The following is a 25,298-nucleotide window of genomic DNA, read 5'->3' on the forward strand; positions in this document are numbered from 1 at the left end:
GCCTTGGCAGCCACATATTCCCCGGCTGCGCTCCCGATCCTGGATTTTCCGGCCATGCAGAAAGAAACCGAAATCAAACTCCGCGTCAGCCGCGAAACCCTCGCTGCCCTGCGCGAGCACCCGTTACTGAAAAAACGCAACAAAAGTGGCTGGGAACGCCGTGAGTTGATGAACCAGTACTTCGACACCCCCGAACGCGATCTGGCCCAGGCCAAAGTCGCCCTGCGCCTGCGCAAGGACGGTGACGAAGTGATTCAGACCCTCAAGACCCGTGGCCAGAGCGTTGCCGGTCTGTCCGAGCGTAACGAATACGACTGGAAGTTGCCGAAAGCCAAGCTCGACGTGAAGAAACTCGACGGCGAATGCTGGCCCGAGTCGCTGGCCGAGCTGGACAAGAAAACCCTCAAGCCGATCTTCACCACCGATTTCGTCCGCGAACGTGCGGAAATCGCCTGGGGCCGTGGCAAGAGCAAAGTGGTCATCGAAGCCGCGCTGGATCTGGGCCACGTTGTCGTCGGCAAGCAAAAAGAAGAAATCTGCGAGCTGGAACTGGAATTGCGCGAAGGCGAGCCTGCTGCGCTGCTGGAGCTGGCTGCCGAACTGGCTGAAACCCTGGCCCTGATGCCGTGCGACATCAGCAAGGCTGAGCGCGGTTATCGTCTGTACGACGCCAACAGCTACTCGCTGAGCCTGCCGGCGCCGGAGTTGACCGCGGAAACCCAACTCGACGACGCCTTCGCCGCACTGAGCTGGCATTTGCTCGGCAGCAGCCAGCGTCTGGCTGAACAGTACCGTTTCAATGGCCACTGGCGCCTGTTGCTCGACTGGGTCGAGAACCTCGCGGAACTGCGCGCCCTGCTCAGCAGCCTCGGCCAGGCCGCACCGCGTCAGTCGACCCATGATCTGCGCGTTGCCCTGGATGCGTTGCTGGAAGACTGGCGCCCATTGGTGCAGGCCGGCATCGAAGACGAAGACGTACGCAAAGCCGCGCCGGAGCAGTTCCTCGAAGAACTCGAAGACCCGCGCTGGGGCTCGTTCTCGCTGAACACTTCGCGTTGGTTGCTGGCTCGCACCTGGACCGCCGATCGTAACGTACGTGGTAATCGTCAGGGCGGCGCGCAGTTGCACAGCTGGTTGCCGCGGACCTTGGGCGAAGAAGCCACAGCCCTGCAATTGCAGCGTTATCAGCAGCAGCCGGAAGATCTGGCTGAACAACTGCCGCGTATCGAACGTATTCAGGTCTGGCTGCACCACGCGCGCAACATACTGGAGATCCCGGAAATGGATCGCCTCTATGGCGAGCTGAACAAGCTGGCGCAACTGGCCAACGAGCCGACGATCACTGACGAACTGCTCGATGCGCGCAAGCAGCAGGCGATTGCGGTTTACCAGAATCGCGCATGGAAAATGCTCCTGCGCATGTAACACCGCTAAAAAGATCGCAGCCTGCGGCAGCTCCTACATGGGACAGGTGTACACCCTGTAGGAGCTGCCGCAGGCTGCGATCTTTTGCTTTAAGGCAATACAGGCAAACTCGTGGTGGATTTGATCTCCGACAACGCCACAATCGAATTCACTTCCTGTATCCCCGGCACCAGCGACAGCTTTTCAAAGAAAAACCGCTCATACGCCTCGATGTCCGCCGCGACAATGCGCAACAGAAAATCCACTGCGCCCATCAGCACGTAACACTCCAGCACCTCCGGAAACCCGCGAATCGCCTCGGTGAACTCAGTGAAGTTCGAACGCCCGTGCGCGTTGAGTTTGATCTCGGCAAAGATCTGCGTGTTCAGGCCAATTTTCTTGCGATCGAGCAAGGTCACCTGGCCGCGAATGATCCCTTCTTCTTTCATCCGCTGAATCCGCCGCCAGCACGGCGATTGCGACAGGCCCACCTGTTCGGCGATCTGCGCACTGGACAGTGAAGCGTCCTCTTGCAGCAGGGCGAGTATCTTGCGGTCGTAGCTGTCCAGCTCGCTGTGCATAAAAAAACCTCTAATCGAATATTATGCAAATTAATCGAGTCGATCATTCGCCAATAACGCCGATCATAGCCAAGAAATACCCGGCACCGAATGTAAAAATTCCTCCAGAGATTTTGGAGACTCGCCATGCCGCACCTTGAAGCCGTCACCACCCCGCCCACTCGCGCCGATGTCTGGAACGTCAGCACCGCCCATTGCCTGGCGCAATATCAAATCCTCGCCGAAGCCGAGCCGGATCTGCTGGTGCGGGTGTTGAATCTGTTCGCGTTGCAGTTCCTCACGCCCGAGCAGGTCAATGTGCAGCGCATGGACGATCTGCTGTCCATCGACCTCGTCATGGGCGGGTTGAGCTGGCATCGCGCGCAAGTGATCGCGGAAAAACTTCGTAACCTGATCAGCGTCTGCTCGGTGAATCTGCAACACGCCGACAGCGCTTGGGATGCGCGGACGCAAGCGGCCGGCTGACAAATCCGGCAACGCCTTCGTCGGGTAGTGGCCCAACGGTCTACCGGGCCGCGACTATCCTTTTGCGCACAGTCGTTTAAAAGGAAGCCCGCATGTCCGTTCAACTCGCCACTCAGGACCGCTGGCTGGAACTCAATGATGTACTGCGTGAACTGGTCGCCCAGGGTTTTATCTGCCAGGACGCGGCGGAGCAGGCGTTGAATGCGCGCCGTCGTCACGCCGCGAACGGCCAGATGCACCCGCTGGAATTTATCGCCAGCCAGCAACTCGACGACCTTAGCCGTCCAGGCAAACACCTCGACCTGGAAAGCCTGACCCTGTGGCTGGCGCAACAGGCCGGTCAGCCGTATCTGCGTATCGACCCGCTGAAAATCAACGTCGCCGCGATTACGCCGCTGATGTCCTACGCCTTTGCGCAACGGCACAAGATTCTCGCCGTGGCGGTCGATCGTGACTCGGTCACCGTGGCCAGTGCCCAGCCTTACGTCACTGCTTGGGAGGCGGATCTCACCCATGTCTTGAAGCTGCCGATCAAACGGGTGGTGGCCAACCCGGCGGACATCCAGCGTTTCAGTGTCGAGTTTTTCCGCCTGGCGAAGTCGGTCAGCGGCGCCAGCAATGCCGACGCTCAGGGCGGCAACCTAGGCAACTTCGAACAACTGCTCAACCTCGGCGCCAGCGATCAAGAGCCGGACGCCAACGACGCGCACATCGTCAACATCGTCGACTGGCTGTTCCAGTACGCCTTCCAGCAGCGTGCCAGTGATATCCACATCGAACCGCGACGCGAGCAAGGCACCGTGCGTTTTCGCATCGACGGTGTGCTGCACAACGTCTATCAATTCCCGCCGCAGGTGACCATGGCGATCGTCAGTCGCCTGAAAAGCCTCGGGCGGATGAACGTCGCCGAGAAGCGCAAACCCCAGGACGGCCGGGTCAAGACCAAGACCCCGGACGGCGGTGAAGTCGAGTTGCGGTTATCAACGCTGCCGACGGCGTTCGGTGAAAAAATGGTCATGCGGATCTTCGACCCGGAAGTGCTGCTCAAGGATTTCGATCAACTGGGCTTCAGTGCTGACGATTTGCGCCGCTGGCAGGACATGACCCGCCAGCCCAATGGCATCATTCTGGTCACCGGGCCGACCGGTTCGGGCAAGACCACCACGCTGTACACCACGCTGAAAAAACTGGCGACGCCGGAGGTCAACCTCTGCACCATCGAAGACCCGATCGAAATGGTCGAACCGGCGTTCAACCAGATGCAGGTGCAGCACAACATCGACCTGAGCTTTGCCGCCGGGGTGCGCGCACTGATGCGGCAAGACCCGGACATCATCATGATCGGCGAGATTCGCGATCTGGAAACCGCTGAAATGGCGATTCAGGCGGCACTCACCGGGCACCTGGTGTTGTCGACCTTGCACACCAACGACGCCCCTAGCGCGATCAGCCGTTTGCTCGAACTCGGCGTGCCGCACTACCTGATCAAAGCCACCGTGCTCGGGGTCATGGCCCAACGTCTGGTGCGCACCTTGTGCCCGCATTGCAAGGCGCCGCTGACGCTCGAAGACGAAGACTGGCAAACCCTGACCCGTCCGTGGCAAGCACCGCTGCCGGGCAACGCGCAACGTGCCATCGGTTGCGTGGAATGCCGCGACACCGGCTATCGCGGCCGCGCCGGGGTCTACGAAATCATGCAACTGAGCGACAGCCTCAAGGCCTTCATCACCCCGGACACCGACCTCACGGCGATTCGCCGACAGGCGTTCAAGGAAGGCATGCGCAGTTTGCGTCTGTCCGGTGCGCAAAAAGTCGCCGCGGGGCTGACGACGGTTGAGGAAGTGCTAAGGGTGACGCCGCAGAGCGAGCAGAAATAAGGCGCCACGGAACCGGATCGGGGAAATGGCGATCCAAGGCCCTAGTTAACCCCCCAGGAGTCATCTCATCATGCGTCTCAAACTTGCTGTCGCCACGCTGGCCTTGCTGTCCCTTCCCGTTGGTTCGGCCATGGCGGACAGCTTTTGGCGTAACGTCATTTCGTCCGGTGCGACTACCGGTTCGACTTACCTGACCTTCAAGGATCACAAGCTGATCATCGCCGCCCAGGACGATGCCGGCAGCTTCGTCGCCAGTGACGGGGGCATTCGCGGGCCGTATCTGGAAGCGGCGATGCAGAAAGTCCGCGCCGACAATCCGGGCCTGCAGGCGACGGACATGGAATTGGCCAATGCGATTCTGGCGAAGAACGCTGTAGCTTCCGAGTAACTCAAAAGCAAAAGATCGCAGCCTGCGGCAGCTCCTACATGTGAATGCGTTCCCATGTAGGAGCTGCCGCAGGCTGCGATCTTTTGATCTTCAGCGGTAATCGTCCACCGGCACGCACGCGCAATACAGGTTGCGATCACCGTAAACATTGTCCACCCGATTCACCGCCGGCCAATATTTATGTGCCTTGGTGTGTGCATCCGGGGTGATGCCCTGCTCGATGCTGTACGGCCGCTCCCACACCCCGGTGACATCCGCCAGGGTATGCGGCGCCCGTTTCAACGGGTTGTCCTCGGCCGGCCAGTTGCCGTTCTGCACTTCGGTGATTTCCGCACGAATGCTCAACATCGCGCCGATAAACCGATCCAGCTCAGCCTTGGATTCACTCTCGGTCGGTTCGACCATCAACGTCCCCGGCACCGGGAATGACATGGTCGGTGCATGGAAGCCGTAATCCATCAGACGCTTGGCAACGTCTTCCTCACTGATGCCGGTCTGCGCCTTCAACGGTCGCAGGTCGAGAATGCATTCGTGGGCTACGCGCCCGTTACGCCCGGTATACAACACCGGGAACGCACCGGATAAATGTTGCGCCAGGTAATTCGCCGCGAGGATCGCCACCTCGCTGGCGTCCGCCAGTTGCGGCCCCATCATGGCGATGTACATCCAACTGATCGGCAAAATACTCGCGCTGCCCCACGGCGCCGCACTGACCGCGCCGTTCTGCGCCAGCGGCCCGTCGATCGGCACCACCGGGTGATTGGCGACGAACGGCGCCAGATGGGCACGAATCCCGATCGGCCCCATGCCCGGCCCGCCGCCACCATGGGGAATGCAGAAGGTCTTGTGCAAGTTCATGTGCGACACGTCGGCGCCAATGTCCGCCGGCCGCGCCAGGCCGACCTGCGCATTGAGGTTGGCACCGTCCATGTACACCTGGCCGCCGTGCTTGTGGATAACCTCGCAGATCTCGCTGATGCCCTCCTCGTACACACCATGGGTCGACGGATAAGTCGCCATCAGGCATGACAACTTATCCCCAGCCTCGGCGGCTTTCGACTTCAAATCTTCCAGATCGACGTTGCCCGCCTCGTCGCATTCGACGATCACCACGCGCATTCCGGCCATCTGCGCCGAAGCCGGATTGGTGCCATGGGCCGAGGACGGAATCAGACAGATATCCCGCGCGCCCTGCTGACGGCTCTCGTGATACTTGCGGATCGCCAGCAGCCCGGCGTACTCCCCTTGGGCGCCGGAGTTGGGCTGCATGCAGATCGCATCAAACCCGGTGATTGCGCACAGCCAGCGCTCCAGTTCTTCGATCATCAAGGTGTAACCGACCGCCTGCTCGCGGGGCACGAACGGATGCAGGTTGGCGAATTGCGGCCAGGTGATCGGGATCATTTCGCTGGTGGCGTTGAGTTTCATGGTGCACGAGCCCAGCGGAATCATTGACTGGTTGAGCGCCAGATCCTTGTTCTCCAGTTGCTTGAGATAGCGCAGCATCTCGGTTTCGCTGTGGTGGGCGTTGAATACCGGGTGGCGCAGGTAAGGTGTTTTGCGCTGGAGGTTATCCGGGATCCCCGATACGAGGATCTCGGCGTCAAGTTTCTCGACGTTCAACCCATGATCGGCACCGAGTAGCACATCGAGCAATTTCGCCACGGTGATCTCATCGCACGTCTCATCGAGACTCAAACCCACCCGACCGCGCCCCAGAATCCTCAGGTTGATCTGCGCAGCCTGAGCACTTTCAATGATCGCCGTTTGCGCACCGCCAACGTCCAGCGTCAGCGTGTCGAAGAACTGCACATTGACCCTGCTGATGCCTTTGCGCTCAAGCCCTGCCGCCAGAATGCAGGTCAGGCGATGCACGCGCTGGGCGATACGCTTCAAGCCTTCCGGCCCGTGATACACCGCATAGCAACTGGCGATATTGGCCAGCAACACTTGAGCCGTGCAGATGTTCGAATTAGCCTTTTCGCGGCGGATATGCTGCTCGCGGGTTTGCAACGCCATGCGCAGCGCCACGTTCCCCCGGGCATCTTTCGACACACCGATGATCCGCCCCGGAATCGCCCGTTTGAATTCCTCGCGACTGGCAAAGAACGCCGCATGCGGGCCGCCATACCCCATCGGTACGCCGAAGCGTTGCGATGAACCAAACACCACATCGGCGCCTAATTCGCCCGGCGGCGTCAGCAACAACAAACTCAGTAAATCCGTGGCGACGCAGGCCAGCGCCTGTTGCGCGTGCAAGTGATCGATCAATGGTCGCAGATCGCGAATTTCACCGTGGGTGTCTGGATACTGCAGCAGCGCGCCGAACACCTGATGCTGTTTCAGGTTATCCACAGCGTCGATGATCAGCTCGAAGCCGAAACCTTCAGCACGGGTCTGCACCACGGAAATGGTCTGTGGATGACAGTTCTCATCGACGAAAAACAGATTGCTCTTCGACTTGGCGACGCGCTTGGCCAATGCCATGGCTTCCGCCGCCGCGGTGGCCTCATCGAGCAAAGACGCGTTGGCCAGTTCCAGGCCTGTGAGGTCGATGGTCAGTTGCTGGAAATTCAGCAGCGCTTCGAGCCGGCCCTGCGCAATCTCCGGTTGATACGGCGTGTACGCGGTGTACCAGCCGGGATTTTCCAGCACGTTGCGCAAGATGACGGTCGGTGTGAGGGTGCCGTGATAGCCCATGCCGATCAGGCTGGTCCAGACCTGGTTCTGCTCGGCATAACCGCGCAGCTTGGCCAATGCCGCTTGTTCATCCAGCGCGGAGGGTAAATCGAGCGCGCGGTTGAAGCGAATGCCCGGCGGTACAGTCTGCTCGATCAACTCGACCCGGCTGCCAAGGCCGAGACTGTCGAGCATCGCCTGTTGTTCGGCAGCGTCGGGGCCGAGGTGACGGCGCAGGAAGGCATCGGGGTCGCGTAACTGGCTCAGGGACGGCAACTGGGACATGACGGGCTCTCTCTTGGCTGGCGCTCGGCGTCAATGCAACACGGTCAAACCAGCATAGCAGCCCAGCCACGGCTAAATTTTCAAGATCAACACTGACCCTGGGGGAGCGAGCTTGCTCGCGAAAGCGGTGTGTCAGTCGCTGAAGATGTTGAATGTAAAACCGCCTTCGCGAGCAAGCTCGCTCCCACATTGGATTTTTCATCGCCCATGAAAAAGCCCCGACAGGTCGGGGCTTTGCGGTGTTGCTTAATGCTTACTCGCCGATGGCAGCCTTGTAAGCGCCGGCATCCAGCAGCTTGTCCAGCTCAGCCTTGTCGCTTGGCTTGAGCTTGAAGATCCACGCGCCGTACGGGTCCGAGTTCAGCAGCTCGGGCGAGCCACCCAGCTCTTCGTTGATCGCGATGACTTCACCGCTGATCGGCGAATAAATGTCGGAAGCAGCTTTCACCGACTCGACCACACCGGCCTGATCTTCAGCGGCGAAGACTTTGCCCACTTCGGTCAGCTCGACGAACACCACATCGCCCAGCGCTTCCTGCGCGTGATCGCTGATGCCCACGGTGACGGTGCCGTCGGCTTCCAGGCGGGCCCATTCATGACTTTCGGCAAAACGCAGTTCAGCGGGGATATTGCTCATCTTCGGTGTCCTCGGGAATTGGGTCAGCGGTCATGCCCGCCGGAAAAAGGTTAGATCAAAGTTTTGCCATGGCGTACGAAGGTCGGTTTGACCACCCGTACCGGGTACCACTTGCCACGGATTTCCACTTCGGCGCGGTCGGCGGTGGCCATCGGAACACGCGCCAAGGCAATCGATTTGCTTAGCGTAGGAGAGAAACTACCACTGGTGATCTCCCCTTCGCCAACATCAGCGATACGAACCACTTGATGAGCGCGCAAAACACCGCGTTCTTCCAGTACCAGCCCGACCAGTTTGTGCGCAACGCCGGCGGCTTTTTCTGCTTCCAGCGCGGCGCGGCCGATGAACTGGCGCGTGGCCGGCTCCCAGGCAATGCTCCAGACCATGTTCGAGGCCAGCGGCGAAACGTCCTGATGAATGTCCTGACCGTACAGGTTCATCCCGGCTTCAACGCGCAGGGTGTCGCGGGCACCGAGGCCGATCGGGGAAATCCCGGCACCGACCAGGTCGTTGAAGAAACCCGGCGCCTGATTGGCTGGCAGACAGATTTCCAGACCATCTTCACCGGTGTAACCGGTGCGGGCGATAAACCAGTCGCCATCGGTGTAGCCTTCGAAGGGTTTGAGGTGCTGGATCAGCGTGGCACGGGACTGGGTCACCAGTTCGGCAATCTTGTGTCGGGCCTGCGGGCCTTGAATGGCAAGCATCGCCAGCTCGGAGCGCTCGTGCAGTTGCACGTCATAACTGCCGAGCTGCGCATTCATCCAGGCCAGATCCTGATCGCGGGTGGAGGCGTTAAACACCAGACGATAAGCGTCGTCGAGGCGGTAGACGATCATGTCGTCGACGATGCCGCCGCGCTCATTGAGCATGGTGCTGTACAACGCACGGCCGGGGCGGTGCAGGCGGTCGACATCATTGGCCAGCAAATGCTGCAGCCAGGCCTTGGCCTGGGGGCCGGTGACATCGATCACGGTCATGTGGGATACATCGAACACCCCGCAATCGCGGCGCACCTCATGGTGCTCCTCGACCTGCGAGCCATAATGCAGGGGCATGTCCCAACCGCCAAAATCGACCATCTTCGCGCCTAAGGCGAGATGCAGGTCATACAGAGGCGTACGCTGTCCCATGGGTTTCTCCTTCCGGGCGTGGCGAAGGTGCGGACAGCCGCTGTACAGGTGAAAGCCTTTAAATAGAAGGCTCCCAGCCGATTCCAGCGAACAGGTCTGTCAGACTAACCGCACCGAATGCCGCGCATTGTAGCCGCATGATTCAGGACTGACGACTAAGTGTTTCGGTGCGCAGAGCGGCGAATCAGTCCGATGACCGGCAACAAGCCGACCAGAACCAGAGTCAACGCCGGCAATGACGCCCGTGCCCACTCGCCTTCGCTGGTCATTTCAAAGATGCGCACCGCCAGCGTGTCCCAGCCAAACGGGCGCATCAGCAGGGTCGCGGGCATTTCCTTGAGCACATCGACGAATACCAGCAACGCCGCGCTCAACGTGCCGGGCAGCAACAGTGGCAGATACACTTTGAAAAACAGTCGCGGCCCACTGACACCGAGGCTACGTGCTGCTTCGGGCAAAGATGGCCGTATACGCGCCAAGCTGTTTTCCAGCGGGCCGTACGCGACAGCGATAAAGCGCACCAGATAGGCCATCAACAACGCCGCCAGGCTGCCAAGCAGTAACGGTTTACCGGCGCCACCGAGCCAGCCGGAAAGCGGAATCACCAGCTCGCGATCCAGGTAACTGAACGCCAGCATGATCGATACCGCCAGCACCGAACCCGGCAAGGCGTAACCGAGGTTGGCCAGGCCGACGCCGGCGTTGATCGCCTGCGTGGGTGCCAAGCGCCGGGCAAACGCCAGCAACAAAGCAACGCTGACGGTAATCAACGCGGCCATGCCGCCCAGATACAGGGTGTGCAGGATCAGCCCGGCGTAGCGCTCATCGAGATCGAAACGTCCGCGCTGCCAGAACCACACGACCAATTGCAACATCGGAATGACGAAAGCGCAGGCGAAGACCAATCCGCACCAGCTCATCGCGGCGAAAGCCTTGAACCCACGCAGGTGGTACAGCGCTTTGACCCGAGGCCGCTCGTTGCTCGCCCGGTTGGCGCCACGCGCACGACGTTCACCGTACAGCACCAACATCACCACCAGCAGCAGCAGGCTGGCCAGTTGCGCCGCGCTGGACAGGCTGAAGAAGCCGTACCAGGTCTTGTAGATCGCCGTGGTGAAGGTGTCGAAGTTGAACACCGACACCGCGCCGAAATCCGCCAGGGTTTCCATCAGCGCCAATGCTACGCCGGCGCCAATCGCAGGACGCGCCATTGGCAACGCCACCCGCCAGAAGGCTTGCCACGGCGATTGGCCGAGTACTCGCGCGGCTTCCATCAGACCTTTGCCCTGCGCGAGAAACGCGGTGCGCGCCAGCAGATAAACATAGGGATAGAAGACCAGCACCAGCACGATGATCACCCCGCCGGTGGAGCGCACACGGGGCAGGCGCAGGCCTGTGCCGAACCATTCACGCAGCAAGGTTTGCACGGGGCCGGAGAAATCGAGCAGGCCGACGAAGACGAAAGCCAGCACGTACGCGGGGATGGCGAACGGCAGCATCAGCGCCCAGTCGAGCCAGCGTCGCCCTGGGAATTCGCAGAGGCTGGTGAGCCAGGCGAGGCTGACGCCAAGCAGTGTTACGCCGACGCCGACGCCAACGACCAGCGTCAGCGTATTGCCCAGCAGGCGTGGCATCTGGGTTTCCCACAGGTGCGACCAGATTTGTTGATCGATGGTCTGCCAGGACAGCAGCAGAACACTCAGGGGCAACAGCACCAGCGCGGCGATGGCGAAGACGATGGGGTACCAGCGGCGTTGGGCGGGGTGGGCCACTTTTGAATCTCTGGAGGGAGTGGGGTGTTCTTGGCTTGGGTGTTTCAGGTTGGGATTGTTGCCCTCACCCTAACCCTCTCCCAAAGGGAGAGGGGACTGACCGAGGTGCTCCGTCGATTTACGCCGACCTGAAACATCGAGTCGAACTCAGGATTTGAATCCAACTCAGATCGTCTCCCTTTCCCCCCTCTCCCTTGGGGAGAGGGCTGGGGTGAGGGGCTGGATCTTGAAGCAGACAAATTTATCGAAAAAGCCTCAATTCCAACCCGCCCGATCCATCATCCGGATCGCCTCAGCCTGACGCTTGCCCGCCACTTCCACCGGCAAGGTGTCGGCCACGAACTTGCCCCACGCCGCCACTTCTTCCGAAGGTGCCACCGCCGGGTTGGCCGGGAATTCCTGGTTCACGTCAGCAAAAATCTTCTGCGCTTCAGGTGTGGTCATCCACTCGACCAAAGCCTTGGCCGCTTCCGGGTGCGGCGCATGCTTGGTCAGGCCAATGCCCGACAGGTTCACGTGCACGCCACGATCGGCCTGGTTCGGCCAGAACAGTTTCACCGGCAGCTCCGGTTTCTGCTTGTGCAGGCGACCGTAGTAGTAAGTATTGACGATGCCGACGTCGCACTGACCGGCGTTAATCGCTTCGAGCACCGCAACGTCATCGGAGAACACGTCGGTGGAGAGGTTGTTAACCCAGCCCTTGAGGATCTTCTCGGTCTTCTCGGCACCGTGGACTTCGATCATGGTCGCGGTCAGCGACTGGTTGTAGACCTTCTTCGCCGTGCGCAGGCACAGGCGCCCTTCCCAGTTCTTGTCGGCCAGTGCTTCGTAAGTGGTCAGTTCGCCCGGCTTCACCCGTTCGGTGGAGTAGGCGATGGTGCGTGCGCGCAGGCTCAGACCAGTCCAGGCATGAGTCGACGAGCGATATTGCAGCGGAATGTTGGCGTCGATGGTTTTCGAGGTGAACGGCTGCAGGATGCCCATTTGCTCGGCCTGCCAGAGGTTGCCGGCGTCGACGGTGAGCAGCAGGTCGGCGGTCGCGTTTTCACCCTCGGCCTTGATGCGCTGCATCAGCGGCGCTTCCTTGTCGGTAATGAACTTGATCTTCACCCCGGTCTTGGCGGTGTAGGCATCGAAGACCGGTTTGATCAGTTCATCGATGCGCGACGAGTAAACCACCACCTCATCAGCAGCCTGGGCCGTGGTGCTGCCAATCAGGGTCAGGGCCAGTGCGGTCAGAAGACGCTTGGGTGCCAACATGGGAGTGGTCTCTCGGTCGGAAAATGTGGGCCAAATGATAAGGACTCACATTTACCACCTCAATCGAACTCTTTTTGAAGGAGTTACCAGATGTTGCACAGCTTTATTTTAGTGTTGGTTTTGCCGCCGCCATCGCTGGCAAGCCAGCTCCCACAAGGTTTTCGGTGTACCTGACATTGATGTTTCACACCGAACACTGTGGGAGCGAGCTTGCTCGCGAATAGGCCATCAGCCTCGATGGATATGTCAGGCTTTGGCGAGGGCCGGAAGATCACCGGTCAACCCGAGAGCTTCACGCACAAATAACGCCTTCGCCTCCGGCATCTGCTCCACCAGCTTCAACCCGGCATTACGCAACCAACGCACCGGCAACGGATTCGCCTGAAACAACCGCTCAAACCCTTCCATCGCCGCCATCAGCGCAAGGTTATGCGGCATGCGCCGACGCTCGTAACGGCTCAGCACCTTCACATCCGCCAAGCGCTCACCGCGTTCGGCTGCTTGCAACAGCACTTCCGCCAGCACCGCCGCATCGAGAAAACCGAGGTTCACACCCTGCCCCGCCAACGGGTGAATGGTGTGCGCCGCATCGCCGATCAGCGCCAGACCTTCCGCCACATAACGCTTGGCATGACGCTGACGCAGCGGCACGCACAAGCGTGGATCAGCACTGATCACTCCGCCGAGACGACCTTCAAAGGCACGCTCCAGCTCCCGGCAGAAATCCGCTTCATCCAGCGCCATCAAGCGCTCGGCTTCGCCCGGCGTGGTCGACCAGACGATCGAACACCAATTCTGCTGGCCGTCACGTTCCAGCGGCAGAAACGCCAACGGCCCGTGATCGGTAAAACGCTGCCACGCGGTCATCTGGTGCGGCTGGCTGCTGCGCACGCTGGTGACGATGGCGTGGTGCATGTAGTCCCACTCGCGCGTGGCCATCCCGGTGAGACGACGAACCGCCGAGTTGGCACCGTCGGCGGCAATCACCAGCGGCGCACGCAACTGACGACCATCGGCCAGCGTCAGCAGCCAGTCATCGCCCGAACGACGCATTTGTTCCAGCCGCGCATTGGCGAGCATGCCCAGATCGCAATCGTGCAAACGGTCAAGCAAGGCATCCTGGACCACGCGGTTTTCGACGATATGGCCAAGCACTTCGGCATGCACGCTGCTCGCCGAGAAATGAATCTGCCCGGTGCCACTGCCGTCCCACACATGCATGTCGGTGTACGGGCTGCTGCGGCGCTTGGCGATGCCATCCCACACGCCGAGGCGTTCAAGAATCCGCTGGCTCGCCGCCGACAAAGCGCTCACCCGCGGTTCAAACGCAGCTTCGGCGTCGAAGGGTTTGACACTCAGCGGGCTGCCGTCGAGCAACAGCACTTCCAGCCCGCTGTCCTGCAACGCCAGCGCCAGGGCGCTGCCGACCATTCCGGCTCCGACAATCAGCAGATCTGCGCGCATTTCCATGCTTTAGGCCTGTCTCGCTTGCGGCTTGAGCCGCACGTAAAGGGTTTTACCGACCCGCGCCACGAGGTTGCCGGCGCCGTCATGAATGTCGACCTGCAACTGCGGCAGGTACTTGTCGCCATTGGCGGTCTGCCGGCGGATCTCGGCGAGCAAGGTCTCGTCGATGCTGAACCGGGCGAACACCGGGCCTTTGCCCGGGGCGATGAAATCGATGTCAGCGGCCTTGTCCCAGACGATGTACTTCGATCCGAGGTTTTCCATGAGCATCAGCATGAAGAACGGATCGACCATCGAGTACAGACTGCCGCCAAACTGCGTGCCGACGTAATTGCGGTTGTACCAGCCGAGGCCCATCGACACTTGCACGTCGCGGAAGTCATCGCTGATGTGCCGAACCCGAACACCAGCGCCGAGGTACGGCGGGTAGAACGTCATCACCCAGCGCATCAATCGCGCCTTGCCGAATTTAGCGGTCAACCACTTAAGCATCCGGACGCGTTCCCAACCCCATGGCCTGACGCGCAAACCAGCGTTTGGCCGGCGGCAACAGGTCGAGACCGAGCAAACCGATGTTGCGCCCTAACGAAACCAGCGGTTGTGTGCTGCCAAACAGCCGCGTGACCTGATCGGAGAAACCGACGGTAAGGTCCTGATCCAGACGCTGACGCTCGCGATACGCCTGCAACGTGGCGAAGTCGCCCAGCGGCTTATCGCTGGCCAGCAGCGCAGCGGCCAAGGCATCGGCGTCACGCAGCGACAGATTGAAACCCTGCCCGGCAATCGGGTGCAGGCTATGCGCGGCATTGCCGAGCACGGCCAGATGCGAGCGCACTTGTTCTTCGGCCTCGACCAGCGTCAGCGGATACAAATGCCGCGCGCCAACCTGCTTCAGCGTGCCGAGGCGATAACCGAACACGCCCTGCAATTCGCTGAGGAAATCGCGCTCGCTCAAATCGGCCAGACGCTGCGCGTCCATACCCAGACGGGTCCAGACCAAAGCGCAGCGGTTTTCCGGCAACGGCAGCAGCGCCATCGGCCCTTCGTCGGTAAAGCGCTCGAAAGCCATGCCGTTGTGCGCTTCGCTCGGGGTGATGTTGGCGATCAGCGCGCTCTGGTTGTACGGACGTTTGCGCACGTTGATGCCCAACTGTTCGCGCAGACCGGAGCGACCGCCATCAGCGAGCACGGCGAGGTCGCATTCCAAGGTGGTTTCATCGTTGAGGGTCAGGCGATAGCCATCGGGCAGCGGTTCCATGCGCGTGACTTCCGCCGGACAGCGCCAAGTGATCACGTCTTTATCGAGGTGCTGCCAAAGGCACTGGCCGAGCCAGGCGTTTTCCACCACATAACCGAGCGCTGGCACGCCCTCTTCCATCGCCGACAAGCGCGCGGTGGAAAAACGACCACGGTCGGAGACGTGAATCTGTTTGATCGGCTCGGCGCGGCGGGAGATTTCCTGCCACACGCCCAGCCGTTGATAAATCTGCCGCGAACCGAAGGACAGCGCCGACGAACGTGCGTCATAGCTCGGCTGCCAGCTGTCGCCGGGGGCGAATGGCTCGATCAGGACGATCTTCCAGCCACGCGCCTTGGCGCCGGCCTGCAAGGCCAACGCCAGACTGGCGCCGACCAGACCGCCACCGATAATTGCCAGATTGACTCGACTCATGCCGCGTGTGTCCTTGCTTGCGCCATCAGCGCTTCGATTTCAGCGACGGTTTTCGGCACGCCGTGGGTGAGGATTTCACAACCGGTTTTGGTCACGACCACGTCATCCTCGATGCGCACGCCAATGCCGCGCCATTTCTTCGCGACGTTCTGATTGTCCGGAGCGATGTAGATGCCCGGCTCCACGGTCAGCGCCATGCCGACTTCCAGCACGCGCCATTCGCCGCCGACCTTGTATTCGCCGACGTCGTGTACATCCATGCCCAGCCAGTGACCAGCGCGGTGCATGTAAAACGCTTTGTAGGCTTCGCTGGCGATCAACTCGTCGACCTCACCCTGCAGCAAACCAAGTTTCACCAGCCCCGTGGTAATGACTCGAACCGTGGCTTCGTGCGCCTGATTCCAGTGCTTGTTCGGGGCGATTTCGGTGAACGCAGCTTCCTGCGAGGCCAGCACCAATTCGTAAATCGCTTTCTGCTCGGGTGAAAACTTGCCGTTGACCGGCCAGGTGCGAGTGATGTCGCTGGCGTAGCAGTCGATCTCGCAACCGGCGTCAATCAACACCAGATCACCGTCTTTGAGCAGCGCGTCATTCTGCTGGTAATGCAGGATGCAGCTGTTGCGCCCGGCGGCGACGATCGAGCCGTAGGCCGGCATCTTCGCCCCGCCCTTGCGGAATTCGTAATCGAGTTCGGCTTCGAGGCTGTACTCGTGGAGCCCGGCCCGACTGGCCTGCATCGCGCGGATGTGGGCTTGCGCCGAGATCCGTGCGGCTTCGCGCATCACCTTCACTTCTGCCGCTGATTTATACAGGCGCATGTCGTGCAGCAGATGATCCAGGGCAACGAATTCGTTCGGTGGCTGGGCGCCGAGGTGCGCCTTGGAGCGGATCACGTTGATCCAGTCCATCAGGTGACGATCAAATTCGGGGTTGCTGCCCATCGCCGAATACACCCGGTCGCGACCTTCGATCAGGCCCGGGAGGATGTCGTCGATGTCGGTGATCGGGAAAGCGTCGTCGGCACCGAAGTCGCGGATCGCGCCCTCTTGCCCTGCGCGCAAGCCGTCCCACAATTCGCGTTCGGCGTTGCGTTCACGGCAGAACAGCACGTACTCGCCGTGCTCGCGGCCGGGCATCAGGACGATGACAGCTTGCGGCTCGGGAAAACCGCTGAGGTACTGGAAGTCACTGTCCTGACGGTAGACGTGCTCGACGTCGCGGTTGCGAATCGCCACCGCGGCGGCGGGCAGGATCGCGATGCTGTTGGGTTCCATCTGCGCCATCAGGGCCTTGCGGCGACGGCTGTATTCCGCTTTCGGGATATGGGTCATGGGCAGATGGCTTTCCCTGGCACGCGATTAATGCAGCGACGGCTTGGCGGCTGGCGGCACGTCGGCTTTCTTGGTTTCCGAGAACAGCAGCAGCGGCGCAACGCGCAGGTATTCCATGACTTCCATGTAGTCGGTTTCGCCGTCTTCGGATTCTTCCAGGGCGTCTTGCACCTGAGAAATCGCTGCCAGATCCTGTAGCACTTCGGTGGCTTCAGTGCTGAGCATGCTGCTGTCGCGGCAGTTCAGGCCGAAACCGCTGAGGAAGCCCTGGCACCACTCGCCCAGTGCAGCGGCGCGGTCGGCCAGCGGCGCGTCATCGGTCGGCAGCAGCAAAACGACAGTGACGTCGTCGCCGGTCAGCTCGCCTTTGACCATCTCTTGCAGGCCGATCAGGGCGTTGCGGACGTTGTCCTGGATGTCGCCTTCGAGCAGTTCGGCGGCGTCGATCAGCCAGCCTTCGTTGTCGAAGCCGGCACCGGCGCAACTGCGCCCGAGCAGCACGCCGTGCAGTTCGGCAGGCGAGACGTTATGGCCGCTGGAGGTCAGCAGGGTGGCAAAGGCTTGGTACGGGGAATTCGCAATGGTCATGGGCAGCTAGGCGCCAGACGGCGCTATGTCTAGAATGAAGGCCTTGTATCCTACATCGACAGACTCGCCAAGACTATTAAAGGCTGTCCGCCAGCTATCCCATCAGACAGACTCCGACCCAGTGGACACAATGGAAGACACCGACCTGCAAGCGCTGATGGCCAGACTCGAACTGCTGATTGGCCGAGTCGAGCAACTAAAGAGTCAAAACGCACTCTTACTAGCTCAGGAAAAAACCTGGCGCGAGGAACGCGCTCACCTCATTGAAAAAAACGAAATCGCCCGGCGTAAGGTCGAATCGATGATTTCGCGCCTCAAGGCCCTGGAGCAAGACTCATGAGTTCAAGCAATAGCGTCACCGTGCAGATCCTCGATAAAGAGTATTCGATCATCTGCCCGCAGGAAGAACGCAGCAATCTGGTCAGTGCCGCCCGCTACCTCGATGGCAAGATGCGCGAGATCCGCAGCAGCGGCAAAGTCATCGGCGCCGACCGCATTGCCGTGATGGCCGCGCTGAACATCACTCACGACCTCTTGCACAAAGAAGAGCGCCCGGATATCCAGGCCAGCGGTTCGACCCGTGAACAGGTGCGCGACTTGCTCGATCGTGTCGATCTGGTGCTCGCCGACGATCAGAACACCACCAAGGGCTGATTCGACTGGCCGCTTGCGGTATACTCGCGGCACTCCCTGGGGTGCTTGCCAGTTGACGATGTCCCTGAGCCGATTCGCACTACCCTGGAAGTTGCACGTTGGGCTGGTGTGCATGTCCGCTAGACGGAAAGCCTTAAAGTCTACTGCATCTTCCACCTTGAACTTTCGGGTTCAAGGGCTAAGTTGACAGCGGTTCATCCGGGGAGCCTGATTCGAATCCGATGTCGGTGAAAACCGACATCGGATTTTTTATGCGTACGTTTTCGTCCAACCTGCCGAAGCCGAACCATGACTGAACCCGCGCTGCTGCCCCGCCCGCAACTCCGCCGCCTGCTGCGCAAGGCACGCCGCTCACTGAGCAAAAGCGAGCAACGCCAGGCCGCCAAAGACCTGTACCGGCAACTGGCGCAAGACCCGCACTTTCGCCGGGCCAGACATATCTCTCTGTATTTACCCACCGACGGTGAAATTGATCCGCGCTTGCTGTTGCGTGAAGCACAGCGTCGTGGCAAAGCGACCTACCTGCCGGTGCTCAGCGCCTGGCCGCGGACCAAGATGGTTTTCCAGCGCATTCGTCCCGGGGAAAAACTCAAACCCAACCGCTTCCGCATTCTCGAGCCACGGGCCAATCTGGCACAGCAACGCAAGGTCTGGGCGTTGGATCTGGTGTTGTTGCCATTGGTAGGGTTTGACGATGTCGGCGGACGACTGGGGATGGGCGGCGGCTTCTATGATCGCAGTCTGGCGTATCTGGCCCGTCGTAAAAAATGGCGCAAACCGACGTTGCTGGGGCTGGCCCATGAATGTCAGAAGGTAGAGCGTTTGGCGCAGGCGAGCTGGGATGTACCGTTACAAGGCACGGTCAGCGACAAGGCGTGGTATTTCGCGGGATAGGACGCCGCACAGATCAGCGGCGTCGGGCGTGCAGTTCAGCGCTTGAAGGCAGTCGACTGTTGAACCTGTTGCGCGACTTCGATCGGCGCATCGGCCTTGTTGGCCCACAGGCTCTGCGCGTAACCGGTGGTCACGACGCCCAGGCCAAACAAAATTACCAAAGTCCATAGTAAATCCGGTTTGCGTTTCATCGATTGCCCCCCTCAAGGCACATCATCACGATGACAGCAGCGGTTTCCGTTTGTAGGCCGTGCAGCAGCGTCAAGCTTTAAAGGCCGGCATTTTGCGACAACGTGAACCTGCGCGCAAACGCTGACGTCAACCGACTGTCGGTTTGTCATAAAATTGCCCGACAACCTGCCCAATGACCGTTTCAGGAGCAAAAAACCATGGCCTATTGGCTGATGAAGTCCGAGCCCGACGAACTCTCGATCAAAGGTCTGGAAAAACTCGGCAAAGCGCGCTGGGACGGGGTGCGCAACTATCAGGCGCGCAATTTCCTGCGCGCGATGGCGGTGGGCGATGAGTTCTTTTTCTACCATTCCAGCTGCCCGGAGCCGGGAATTGCCGGGATCGGCAAAATAATCGAAGCGGCGTACCCGGATCCCACCGCACTGGAGCCGGAAAGTCATTACTTCGATCCGAAGGCTACAGCGGAGAAAAATGCCTGGAGCGCGATCGATGTCGAGCACGTCGAAACGTTTGCCCGAGTGCTGAAGCTGGATTATCTGAAGCAGCAGACGGCGCTGGCGGAGATGCCGTTGGTGCAGAAGGGTTCACGATTGTCGGTGATGCCCGTTACGGCGGAGCAATGGGCGGCGGTGATTGCGCTGAAACCCTGATTCATTGGCGCCTGCCAAAATGCAATCGCTGGCAAGCCAGCTCCCACAAGGTTCTGCGGCGATCACATTATTGTGTTTCACCGCAGGTACTGTGGGAGCTGGCTTGCCAGCGATGAGGCCCGCCCGGACAGCAGAAGAGTTACTGAATGATCAGGTTGTTGAACAACAGATCCTCAACCACCGGCTTGCCGGTCTCGTCATTCATCACTTGCTGGGTCTGCTTCAACGCTTCCTGACGCAGCTTCTCTTTACCTTCAATGCTGCCCATCGCCTCAGTCGTCTGCTGCGTAAACAGCGCCACCAGTTGATTGCGGATCAACGGTTCGTTGGCCTTGACCAGTTTCGCCGACTCTTCGCCCGTCACACGCAGCGCCACGTCAGCTTTGTAGACTTTGAGTTTCGGCGTGCCATCGAGTCCATAGTTACCTACGAACGGCGGGCTCAGGGTGATGTAGCTAACCTTCGGCGCCTCGCCTTCTTTGGCTTCTTCGGCCAGCGCTGCCACAGGCAGAGACAGGGCCAGCAACAACATGATCCACGCTTTCACAATTCGCTCCTTATCCGGTTTGCGGCCTAGCATAACGACCCGCCGCGCAAGCACAAGCTTATAGCTGACTATCAGGGTCGGGCATGCTCGTTGACCCGTTGACTGACACACCTACACTTATCGGCCATCACTCCCAAAGGAATAGCCCTGATGAAAGCCGTGCTGTGCAAAGCCTTCGGCCCTGCCGAATCGCTGGTGCTGGAAGACGTCGCCAGCCCCGCCCTGAAGAAGAACGAAATCCTGCTGGACGTGCACGCCGCCGGGGTCAACTTCCCGGACACGCTGATCATCGAGGGCAAGTACCAGTTCAAGCCGCCCTTCCCGTTCTCGCCGGGTGGCGAAGCGGCTGGCGTAGTGCGCGAAGTCGGGGAAAAGGTCAGCCACCTCAAGGTCGGTGACCGCGTCATGGCCTTGACCGGCTGGGGCAGCTTCGCCGAACAAGTCGCCGTGCCGGGCTACAACGTCCTGCCGATCCCGCCATCGATGGATTTCAACATCGCCGCCGCCTTCAGCATGACCTACGGCACTTCGATGCACGCGCTCAAACAACGCGCCAACCTGCAATCGGGGGAAACCCTGCTGGTGCTCGGTGCTTCCGGCGGCGTCGGTCTGGCCGCCGTGGAGATCGGCAAAGCCATGGGCGCACGCGTGATTGCTGCCGCCAGCAGCGCCGAAAAACTCGCGGTGGCCAAAGCTGCCGGTGCCGATGAGCTGATCAATTACAGCGAAGCCAACCTCAAGGAGGAAATCAAACGCCTCACCGATGGTCAGGGCGCTGACGTGATCTACGACCCGGTGGGTGGCGATCTGTTCGACCAGGCCATCCGCGCCATCGCCTGGAACGGCCGCCTGCTGGTAGTCGGCTTCGCCAGCGGTCGGATTCCGGAACTGCCTGTCAACCTCGCCCTGCTCAAAGGCGCGGCGGTGCTCGGGGTGTTCTGGGGCTCCTTCGCCCAGCGCCAGCCGCAGGACAACGCGGCGAACTTCCAGCAGTTATTCGGCTGGTTTGCCGAGGGCAAGTTGAAACCGCTGGTGTCGCAGGTCTATCCGCTGAGCAATGCAGCGCAGGCAATCAATGATCTTGGCCAGCGCAAGGCGGTGGGCAAGATTGTGGTGCAAGTGCGCTGAGCTACCTATCGACGAAGGTCAGAATGCCCGGTTCGATCGCTCTGGCCTTTGTTATCAAAGCAATTCACGAATCTCCGCCGATAACAGGCTTATGAGTTTGCGCGTCGGACTCTCCCGACAAGCCCTGACGATCGTCCCAACCTGCCGATTCATCTTGGCAATTATCGCCAGACGCTGTTCATCCGGCAGCTGGGTTTTATGGAAGACGTTCGAAAGATAGGCACGAATTTGTGCAAACACCGCTGAATCGATCCATGAATACTCTGCAATGTTGGCGAGATTTTCATTCATCGTATGGCATCGCAGGGTTTTCAGCTGCTGATTGACGTGAATGGGCTGATCGAGATCGAGCCTGAAAATCATCGGCGCGATGACTTCCTGCTGTTCAGGTTTATTCCCTTCAACCGTCCAGGGTTTGAAACGCCACTGCGCTATCGCGTTTCGAACCGCATCGGCCAACTCAGGGTGAGTGCTCTCTCGAATGCTGACTTCGCTGACTGAGCCATCCGCACTGGCGATGAAACTAACCTTCACCTCGCCCGTTACACCCGCCCTTTGCAGCTCTAGAGGATAAATCGGCTTGGGATTGTTTTCCGGTATCAAAAACACCTCTGATGCCAGCGCAGAACCGCCGATTACCAACAAAAGCCCAGCAAAAAACCAGCGCATGATCCTGCCCTTCCCTAGTGAGTTGCCCTCTCCGGCAACGACACAAAGGTTACTGAGCAATGACTTTTAACTGAATGGCGCAGCTTCGCCGCTGCATGCAGGACATTTCCCTGATCCCCCGGGGAAACCGGGCGAACCCGATGCGCGAATGGTCGCAGGTAATTTTTCTGACGGATGTTTAGCTGCCGTTTGCGACGCTAACGTCACCGGGCATCAACTGTTCCTGAACCTTCCGACTATGAGACTTCATCAACTGCCCCTTGTCATCAAAGCGCAAAACAATCAGCCAGTCATAAACGTCCACCGGCCACTTCGGCTGGCCGATCAGTGCCGGGCCATTGCCGCCGAATGCGGCGATGAGTTTATTGATGTGGCCGTGGTGCCAGGCGATCAGCACGGTTTTCGCCTGATTGCTGGCGCGCAGTTGCTTGACCAGTTGGTCGACGTCGTTATTGGCGAACGGCTGTTCGATGGGCAGTTGCAGGCGTTGTGACAGTGGGATCAGCGTTTGCCGGGGCCGGATGCTTTGCGCGCTGTCAGCGGTGGCGATCAGGCGTTGCGGGGTGAGTGTTTCGTCACCCAGTTTCAGCGGGGTGAAGTAGTCGGCGTACGCGGCGGCGCGTTGCTGGCCCTGCGCGTTAAGCTCTCGACCCACGTCAGGTTTTTCCGCATGGCGGACGATCAGTACGATGGTATTGCGCAGTCCCGATGCGCCAGCTCCGTGGGCGAAACTCAGCACCAGCACCGAAACGGTGACGACGGCCACCATCAACAACCTCGGCAATAACCTGCGCATTCGGAGCCATCGTTTATCTCTGCGATCAGTTAATTCACTGAGCGTGAGTCTAAGACACAACCTTCATAGAGCGACAAAAACGCCCTGTTCTTACAGCTGAGCGACAGGTTCGTAAAGGAACGCGCGACTTCCAACATTTTCCGCTATTTGCTCGATGCGAACCGGTGCTATTTTCGGTAACGAAACTGTAACATTCGCATCCGCAGTCAAAACAAGAAATTTGGAGCTCTTGAATGTTTGCTTTCTTTCGACCTGCCGCACATCAGGCTCCATTGCCTGAAGAAAAAATAGACAGCACTTACCGACGCCTGCGCTGGCAGATCTTCGCCGGTATTTTCTTTGGCTACGCGGGTTATTACCTGCTGCGCAAAAACTTTTCCCTGGCCATGCCGTACCTGATCGACGAAGGCTACAGCCGCGGTGATCTGGGCCTGGCGATGTCGGCGATTGCCATCGCCTACGGCCTGTCGAAATTCCTCATGGGCCTGGTGTCCGACCGTTCCAACCCGCGCTACTTCCTGCCGTTCGGCCTGTTGGTCTCGGCCGGGGTGATGTTCATTTTCGGTTTCGCGCCTTGGGCAACGTCCAGCGTGACCATGATGTTCATCCTGCTGTTCATCAATGGCTGGGCTCAGGGCATGGGCTGGCCGCCAAGTGGCCGGACCATGGTGCACTGGTGGTCGCAGAAGGAACGCGGCGGCGTGGTGTCCGTATGGAACGTGGCGCATAACGTCGGCGGCGGTCTGATCGGCCCGCTGTTCCTGCTCGGCATGGGCTTGTTCAACGACTGGCACGCGGCGTTCTACGTACCGGCAGCGGTAGCGCTGGGCGTGGCAGTGTTTGCCTTCATCACCATGCGCGACACCCCGCAATCGGTCGGCCTGCCGCCCATCGAGAAGTACAAGAACGATTACCCGGAAGGCTACGACGCCAGCCACGAAGACGAATTCAGCGCGAAAGAGATCTTCGTCAAATACGTGCTGCGCAACAAAATGCTCTGGTACATCGCCATGGCCAACGTCTTCGTCTACCTGCTGCGCTACGGCGTGCTGGACTGGGCACCGACCTACTTGAAGGAAGCCAAGGGTTTCACCGTTGATAAAACCTCGTGGGCCTATTTCTTCTACGAGTGGGCGGGTATCCCGGGCACGCTGCTGTGCGGCTGGATGTCGGACAAGATCTTCCGTGGCAACCGTGGCCTGACCGGTATGGTGTTCATGGCTCTGGTGACCGTGGCGACGCTGGTTTACTGGCTGAACCCGGCCGGCAACCCGACCGTCGACATGATCGCGCTGTTCTCGATCGGCTTCCTGATCTACGGCCCGGTAATGTTGATTGGTCTGCAGGCGCTGGAACTGGCACCGAAGAAAGCCGCCGGCACTGCTGCGGGCTTCACTGGCCTGTTCGGTTATCTCGGTGGCTCGGTCGCGGCCAGTGCCGCAATGGGCTACACCGTGGACCATTTCGGTTGGGATGGCGGTTTCGTGCTGCTGGTGGGCGCTTGCCTGCTGTCGATGGCCTTCCTCGCCCCGACGCTGTGGCACAAGCAAGTCGCCAGTCAGAGCCGCGAAGCAGTCGCTTGATCGGCCTGTGATTTACAGCGCTTGAGCCGCGCCTCCAGATTCCGATCTGGCATGGCGTGGCTGCGCAGGGCGTGGGCGGTCTGCTCGACATAATCGCGAGTGGTGCCGTAACGCCCGCTGGCGCTTTCGAACACCTGGCTCAGCACGTGATCCGGCAAGTTGCCGGCATAGCTGGGCAGGTGTCGCTCCAACACGAATCCCAAGGCCTGCACCTGGCTACCGTCGGCGAGACGGCAGTTGAGCCAGTGTGGCCGATAGGATGGCACCGGCATCTCGCGTTTCCACAACGCGTACAGCGCAGCGTCGAGATTGTCTTCCGGCAAGCGATAAGCGAAGCCGCTGCACGAACCACCACGATCCAGACCAAATACCAGACCGGGCATTTCCGGCGTACCGCGGTGCTCGTGCGACCACAGGTACAAGCCACGATGGTAGCCATGCACCCGTCCGCGTACCCGCTCCACCGCCGAACATTCCGGCCGCCAGATCAGCGAACCATACGCGAACAGCCACACCGGCCCGCCCTTGTGGCGTGCCATGGTCGATTGCATGGAAGCGATAAGTTGTTCGTGCGTCAGCTGCGGCCCAAGATCGAGCCGCGGAGGGTAATTCAAATTCAGAAAAACGTTTTCAATGGCGCTCATGG

The 25,298-nt window shown here is 60.1% G+C and carries 26 protein-coding genes and 1 other RNA gene; 11 read left to right on the forward strand and 16 right to left on the reverse strand.

Annotated features, from left to right (window positions below):
* Positions 1-54 precede the first annotated feature (54 nt).
* Positions 55-1,425, forward strand: a complete 1,371-nt coding sequence (locus tag ACIF4X_RS25285; RefSeq protein WP_397484176.1) for an inorganic triphosphatase — start codon at positions 55-57, stop codon at positions 1,423-1,425.
* Between the two features lie 89 nt (positions 1,426-1,514).
* Here ACIF4X_RS25285 and ACIF4X_RS25290 read toward each other — a convergent pair whose 3' ends face one another.
* Positions 1,515-1,985, reverse strand: a complete 471-nt coding sequence (locus ACIF4X_RS25290) for an Lrp/AsnC family transcriptional regulator (RefSeq protein WP_397484177.1) — start codon at positions 1,983-1,985, stop codon at positions 1,515-1,517.
* A gap of 126 nt (positions 1,986-2,111) precedes the next feature.
* Here ACIF4X_RS25290 and ACIF4X_RS25295 point away from each other — a divergent pair, with 126 nt between their 5' ends.
* The 3 genes from ACIF4X_RS25295 to ACIF4X_RS25305 all read left to right on the forward strand — a co-directional run bounded on the left by ACIF4X_RS25295 (position 2,112) and on the right by ACIF4X_RS25305 (position 4,715).
* Positions 2,112-2,450, forward strand: a complete 339-nt coding sequence (locus ACIF4X_RS25295) for a hypothetical protein (RefSeq protein ID WP_397484178.1) — start codon at positions 2,112-2,114, stop codon at positions 2,448-2,450.
* A 92-nt stretch (positions 2,451-2,542) separates the two neighbouring features.
* A complete protein-coding gene (locus tag ACIF4X_RS25300; protein WP_397484180.1) occupies positions 2,543-4,327 on the forward strand; it encodes a GspE/PulE family protein in 1,785 nt (594 codons plus the stop codon).
* A 67-nt stretch (positions 4,328-4,394) separates the two neighbouring features.
* Positions 4,395-4,715 (forward strand): DUF2388 domain-containing protein, encoded by a 321-nt coding sequence (locus ACIF4X_RS25305; protein ID WP_171057234.1) that lies wholly within the window; start codon positions 4,395-4,397, stop codon positions 4,713-4,715.
* A 90-nt stretch (positions 4,716-4,805) separates the two neighbouring features.
* On the opposite strand, the gene gcvP is transcribed toward ACIF4X_RS25305, so the two are convergent.
* The 10 genes from gcvP to ACIF4X_RS25355 all read right to left on the reverse strand — a co-directional run bounded on the left by gcvP (position 4,806) and on the right by ACIF4X_RS25355 (position 17,539).
* Positions 4,806-7,679 carry an aminomethyl-transferring glycine dehydrogenase gene (gene gcvP / locus ACIF4X_RS25310; RefSeq protein ID WP_397484181.1) on the reverse strand — a complete coding sequence of 958 codons (2,874 nt, stop codon included), beginning with the start codon at positions 7,677-7,679 and terminating at the stop codon, positions 4,806-4,808.
* A gap of 253 nt (positions 7,680-7,932) precedes the next feature.
* A complete protein-coding gene (gene gcvH / locus ACIF4X_RS25315) occupies positions 7,933-8,316 on the reverse strand; it encodes a glycine cleavage system protein GcvH (protein WP_095049398.1) in 384 nt (127 codons plus the stop codon).
* 50 nt (positions 8,317-8,366) lie between these two features.
* Entirely contained in the window at positions 8,367-9,449 is a 1,083-nt protein-coding gene (gene gcvT, locus ACIF4X_RS25320; protein WP_397484182.1) for a glycine cleavage system aminomethyltransferase GcvT, read from the reverse strand.
* A 155-nt stretch (positions 9,450-9,604) separates the two neighbouring features.
* Complete coding sequence (locus tag ACIF4X_RS25325; RefSeq protein ID WP_397484183.1) at positions 9,605-11,221, reverse strand: ABC transporter permease; 1,617 nt, start codon at positions 11,219-11,221, stop codon at positions 9,605-9,607.
* Positions 11,222-11,476: 255 nt separating this feature from the next.
* Complete coding sequence (locus ACIF4X_RS25330) at positions 11,477-12,481, reverse strand: extracellular solute-binding protein (RefSeq protein WP_024014737.1); 1,005 nt, start codon at positions 12,479-12,481, stop codon at positions 11,477-11,479.
* A gap of 246 nt (positions 12,482-12,727) precedes the next feature.
* The gene (locus tag ACIF4X_RS25335; protein ID WP_397484194.1) at positions 12,728-13,945 is read right to left on the reverse strand and encodes a 2-octaprenyl-3-methyl-6-methoxy-1,4-benzoquinol hydroxylase; all 1,218 of its coding nucleotides are present in this window, start codon (positions 13,943-13,945) and stop codon (positions 12,728-12,730) included.
* A 9-nt stretch (positions 13,946-13,954) separates the two neighbouring features.
* Positions 13,955-14,440: a DUF4442 domain-containing protein gene (locus ACIF4X_RS25340; protein WP_397484184.1), complete on the reverse strand. Its 486-nt coding sequence runs from the start codon at positions 14,438-14,440 to the stop codon at positions 13,955-13,957.
* A complete protein-coding gene (gene ubiH, locus ACIF4X_RS25345) occupies positions 14,433-15,620 on the reverse strand; it encodes a 2-octaprenyl-6-methoxyphenyl hydroxylase (RefSeq protein WP_105704624.1) in 1,188 nt (395 codons plus the stop codon). Before ubiH ends, ACIF4X_RS25340 begins: the two co-directional genes overlap by 8 nt.
* Positions 15,617-16,951: a Xaa-Pro aminopeptidase gene (gene pepP, locus ACIF4X_RS25350; protein ID WP_397484185.1), complete on the reverse strand. Its 1,335-nt coding sequence runs from the start codon at positions 16,949-16,951 to the stop codon at positions 15,617-15,619. Before pepP ends, ubiH begins: the two co-directional genes overlap by 4 nt.
* Before the next feature lie 27 nt (positions 16,952-16,978).
* The gene (locus ACIF4X_RS25355) at positions 16,979-17,539 is read right to left on the reverse strand and encodes a YecA family protein (protein ID WP_007911199.1); all 561 of its coding nucleotides are present in this window, start codon (positions 17,537-17,539) and stop codon (positions 16,979-16,981) included.
* A 130-nt stretch (positions 17,540-17,669) separates the two neighbouring features.
* Between ACIF4X_RS25355 and ACIF4X_RS25360 the strand changes: the two genes are divergently transcribed.
* The 4 genes from ACIF4X_RS25360 (at position 17,670) to ACIF4X_RS25375 (ending at position 19,087) form a co-directional block, all read left to right on the forward strand.
* A complete protein-coding gene (locus ACIF4X_RS25360; RefSeq protein ID WP_007911197.1) occupies positions 17,670-17,879 on the forward strand; it encodes a TIGR02449 family protein in 210 nt (69 codons plus the stop codon).
* Positions 17,876-18,193 carry a cell division protein ZapA gene (locus tag ACIF4X_RS25365; protein WP_034151990.1) on the forward strand — a complete coding sequence of 106 codons (318 nt, stop codon included), beginning with the start codon at positions 17,876-17,878 and terminating at the stop codon, positions 18,191-18,193. The genes ACIF4X_RS25360 and ACIF4X_RS25365 overlap by 4 nt, the downstream gene beginning before the upstream one ends.
* Positions 18,194-18,223: 30 nt before the next feature.
* Positions 18,224-18,402: non-coding RNA, 6S RNA (gene ssrS, locus ACIF4X_RS25370), on the forward strand.
* A 79-nt stretch (positions 18,403-18,481) separates the two neighbouring features.
* Entirely contained in the window at positions 18,482-19,087 is a 606-nt protein-coding gene (locus tag ACIF4X_RS25375) for a 5-formyltetrahydrofolate cyclo-ligase (protein WP_397484186.1), read from the forward strand.
* A 35-nt stretch (positions 19,088-19,122) separates the two neighbouring features.
* On the opposite strand, the gene ACIF4X_RS25380 is transcribed toward ACIF4X_RS25375, so the two are convergent.
* A complete protein-coding gene (locus ACIF4X_RS25380) occupies positions 19,123-19,278 on the reverse strand; it encodes a hypothetical protein (protein WP_007911192.1) in 156 nt (51 codons plus the stop codon).
* 198 nt (positions 19,279-19,476) lie between these two features.
* Here ACIF4X_RS25380 and ACIF4X_RS25385 point away from each other — a divergent pair, with 198 nt between their 5' ends.
* On the forward strand, positions 19,477-19,929 hold the full coding sequence (locus ACIF4X_RS25385; RefSeq protein WP_206414486.1) for an EVE domain-containing protein: 453 nt from the start codon (positions 19,477-19,479) through the stop codon (positions 19,927-19,929).
* Between the two features lie 139 nt (positions 19,930-20,068).
* Here the strand turns inward: ACIF4X_RS25385 and ACIF4X_RS25390 are convergent, their stop codons facing one another.
* Positions 20,069-20,476, reverse strand: coding sequence for a flagellar basal body-associated protein FliL (locus tag ACIF4X_RS25390; RefSeq protein ID WP_034151993.1), 408 nt, complete (start codon positions 20,474-20,476; stop codon positions 20,069-20,071).
* 150 nt (positions 20,477-20,626) lie between these two features.
* Here ACIF4X_RS25390 and ACIF4X_RS25395 point away from each other — a divergent pair, with 150 nt between their 5' ends.
* Positions 20,627-21,604, forward strand: a complete 978-nt coding sequence (locus ACIF4X_RS25395) for an NADPH:quinone oxidoreductase family protein (RefSeq protein WP_397484187.1) — start codon at positions 20,627-20,629, stop codon at positions 21,602-21,604.
* Positions 21,605-21,658: 54 nt separating this feature from the next.
* Here ACIF4X_RS25395 and ACIF4X_RS25400 read toward each other — a convergent pair whose 3' ends face one another.
* Both ACIF4X_RS25400 and ACIF4X_RS25405 read right to left on the reverse strand, forming a co-directional pair.
* A complete protein-coding gene (locus tag ACIF4X_RS25400; protein WP_397484188.1) occupies positions 21,659-22,273 on the reverse strand; it encodes an energy transducer TonB in 615 nt (204 codons plus the stop codon).
* 178 nt (positions 22,274-22,451) lie between these two features.
* Complete coding sequence (locus ACIF4X_RS25405; protein WP_397484195.1) at positions 22,452-23,042, reverse strand: flagellar basal body-associated protein FliL; 591 nt, start codon at positions 23,040-23,042, stop codon at positions 22,452-22,454.
* A gap of 260 nt (positions 23,043-23,302) precedes the next feature.
* On the opposite strand from ACIF4X_RS25405, the gene glpT reads away from it, so the two are divergent.
* On the forward strand, positions 23,303-24,652 hold the full coding sequence (gene glpT / locus ACIF4X_RS25410) for a glycerol-3-phosphate transporter (RefSeq protein WP_007911178.1): 1,350 nt from the start codon (positions 23,303-23,305) through the stop codon (positions 24,650-24,652).
* Here glpT and ACIF4X_RS25415 read toward each other — a convergent pair.
* A complete protein-coding gene (locus tag ACIF4X_RS25415) occupies positions 24,628-25,296 on the reverse strand; it encodes a gamma-glutamylcyclotransferase (RefSeq protein ID WP_397484189.1) in 669 nt (222 codons plus the stop codon). The two genes, glpT and ACIF4X_RS25415, sit on opposite strands and share 25 nt — an antisense overlap.
* Positions 25,297-25,298 lie beyond the last annotated feature (2 nt).

This window comes from Pseudomonas sp. NPDC085632, assembly GCF_044541255.1.
Taxonomy (GTDB): Bacteria; Pseudomonadota; Gammaproteobacteria; order Pseudomonadales; family Pseudomonadaceae; genus Aquipseudomonas.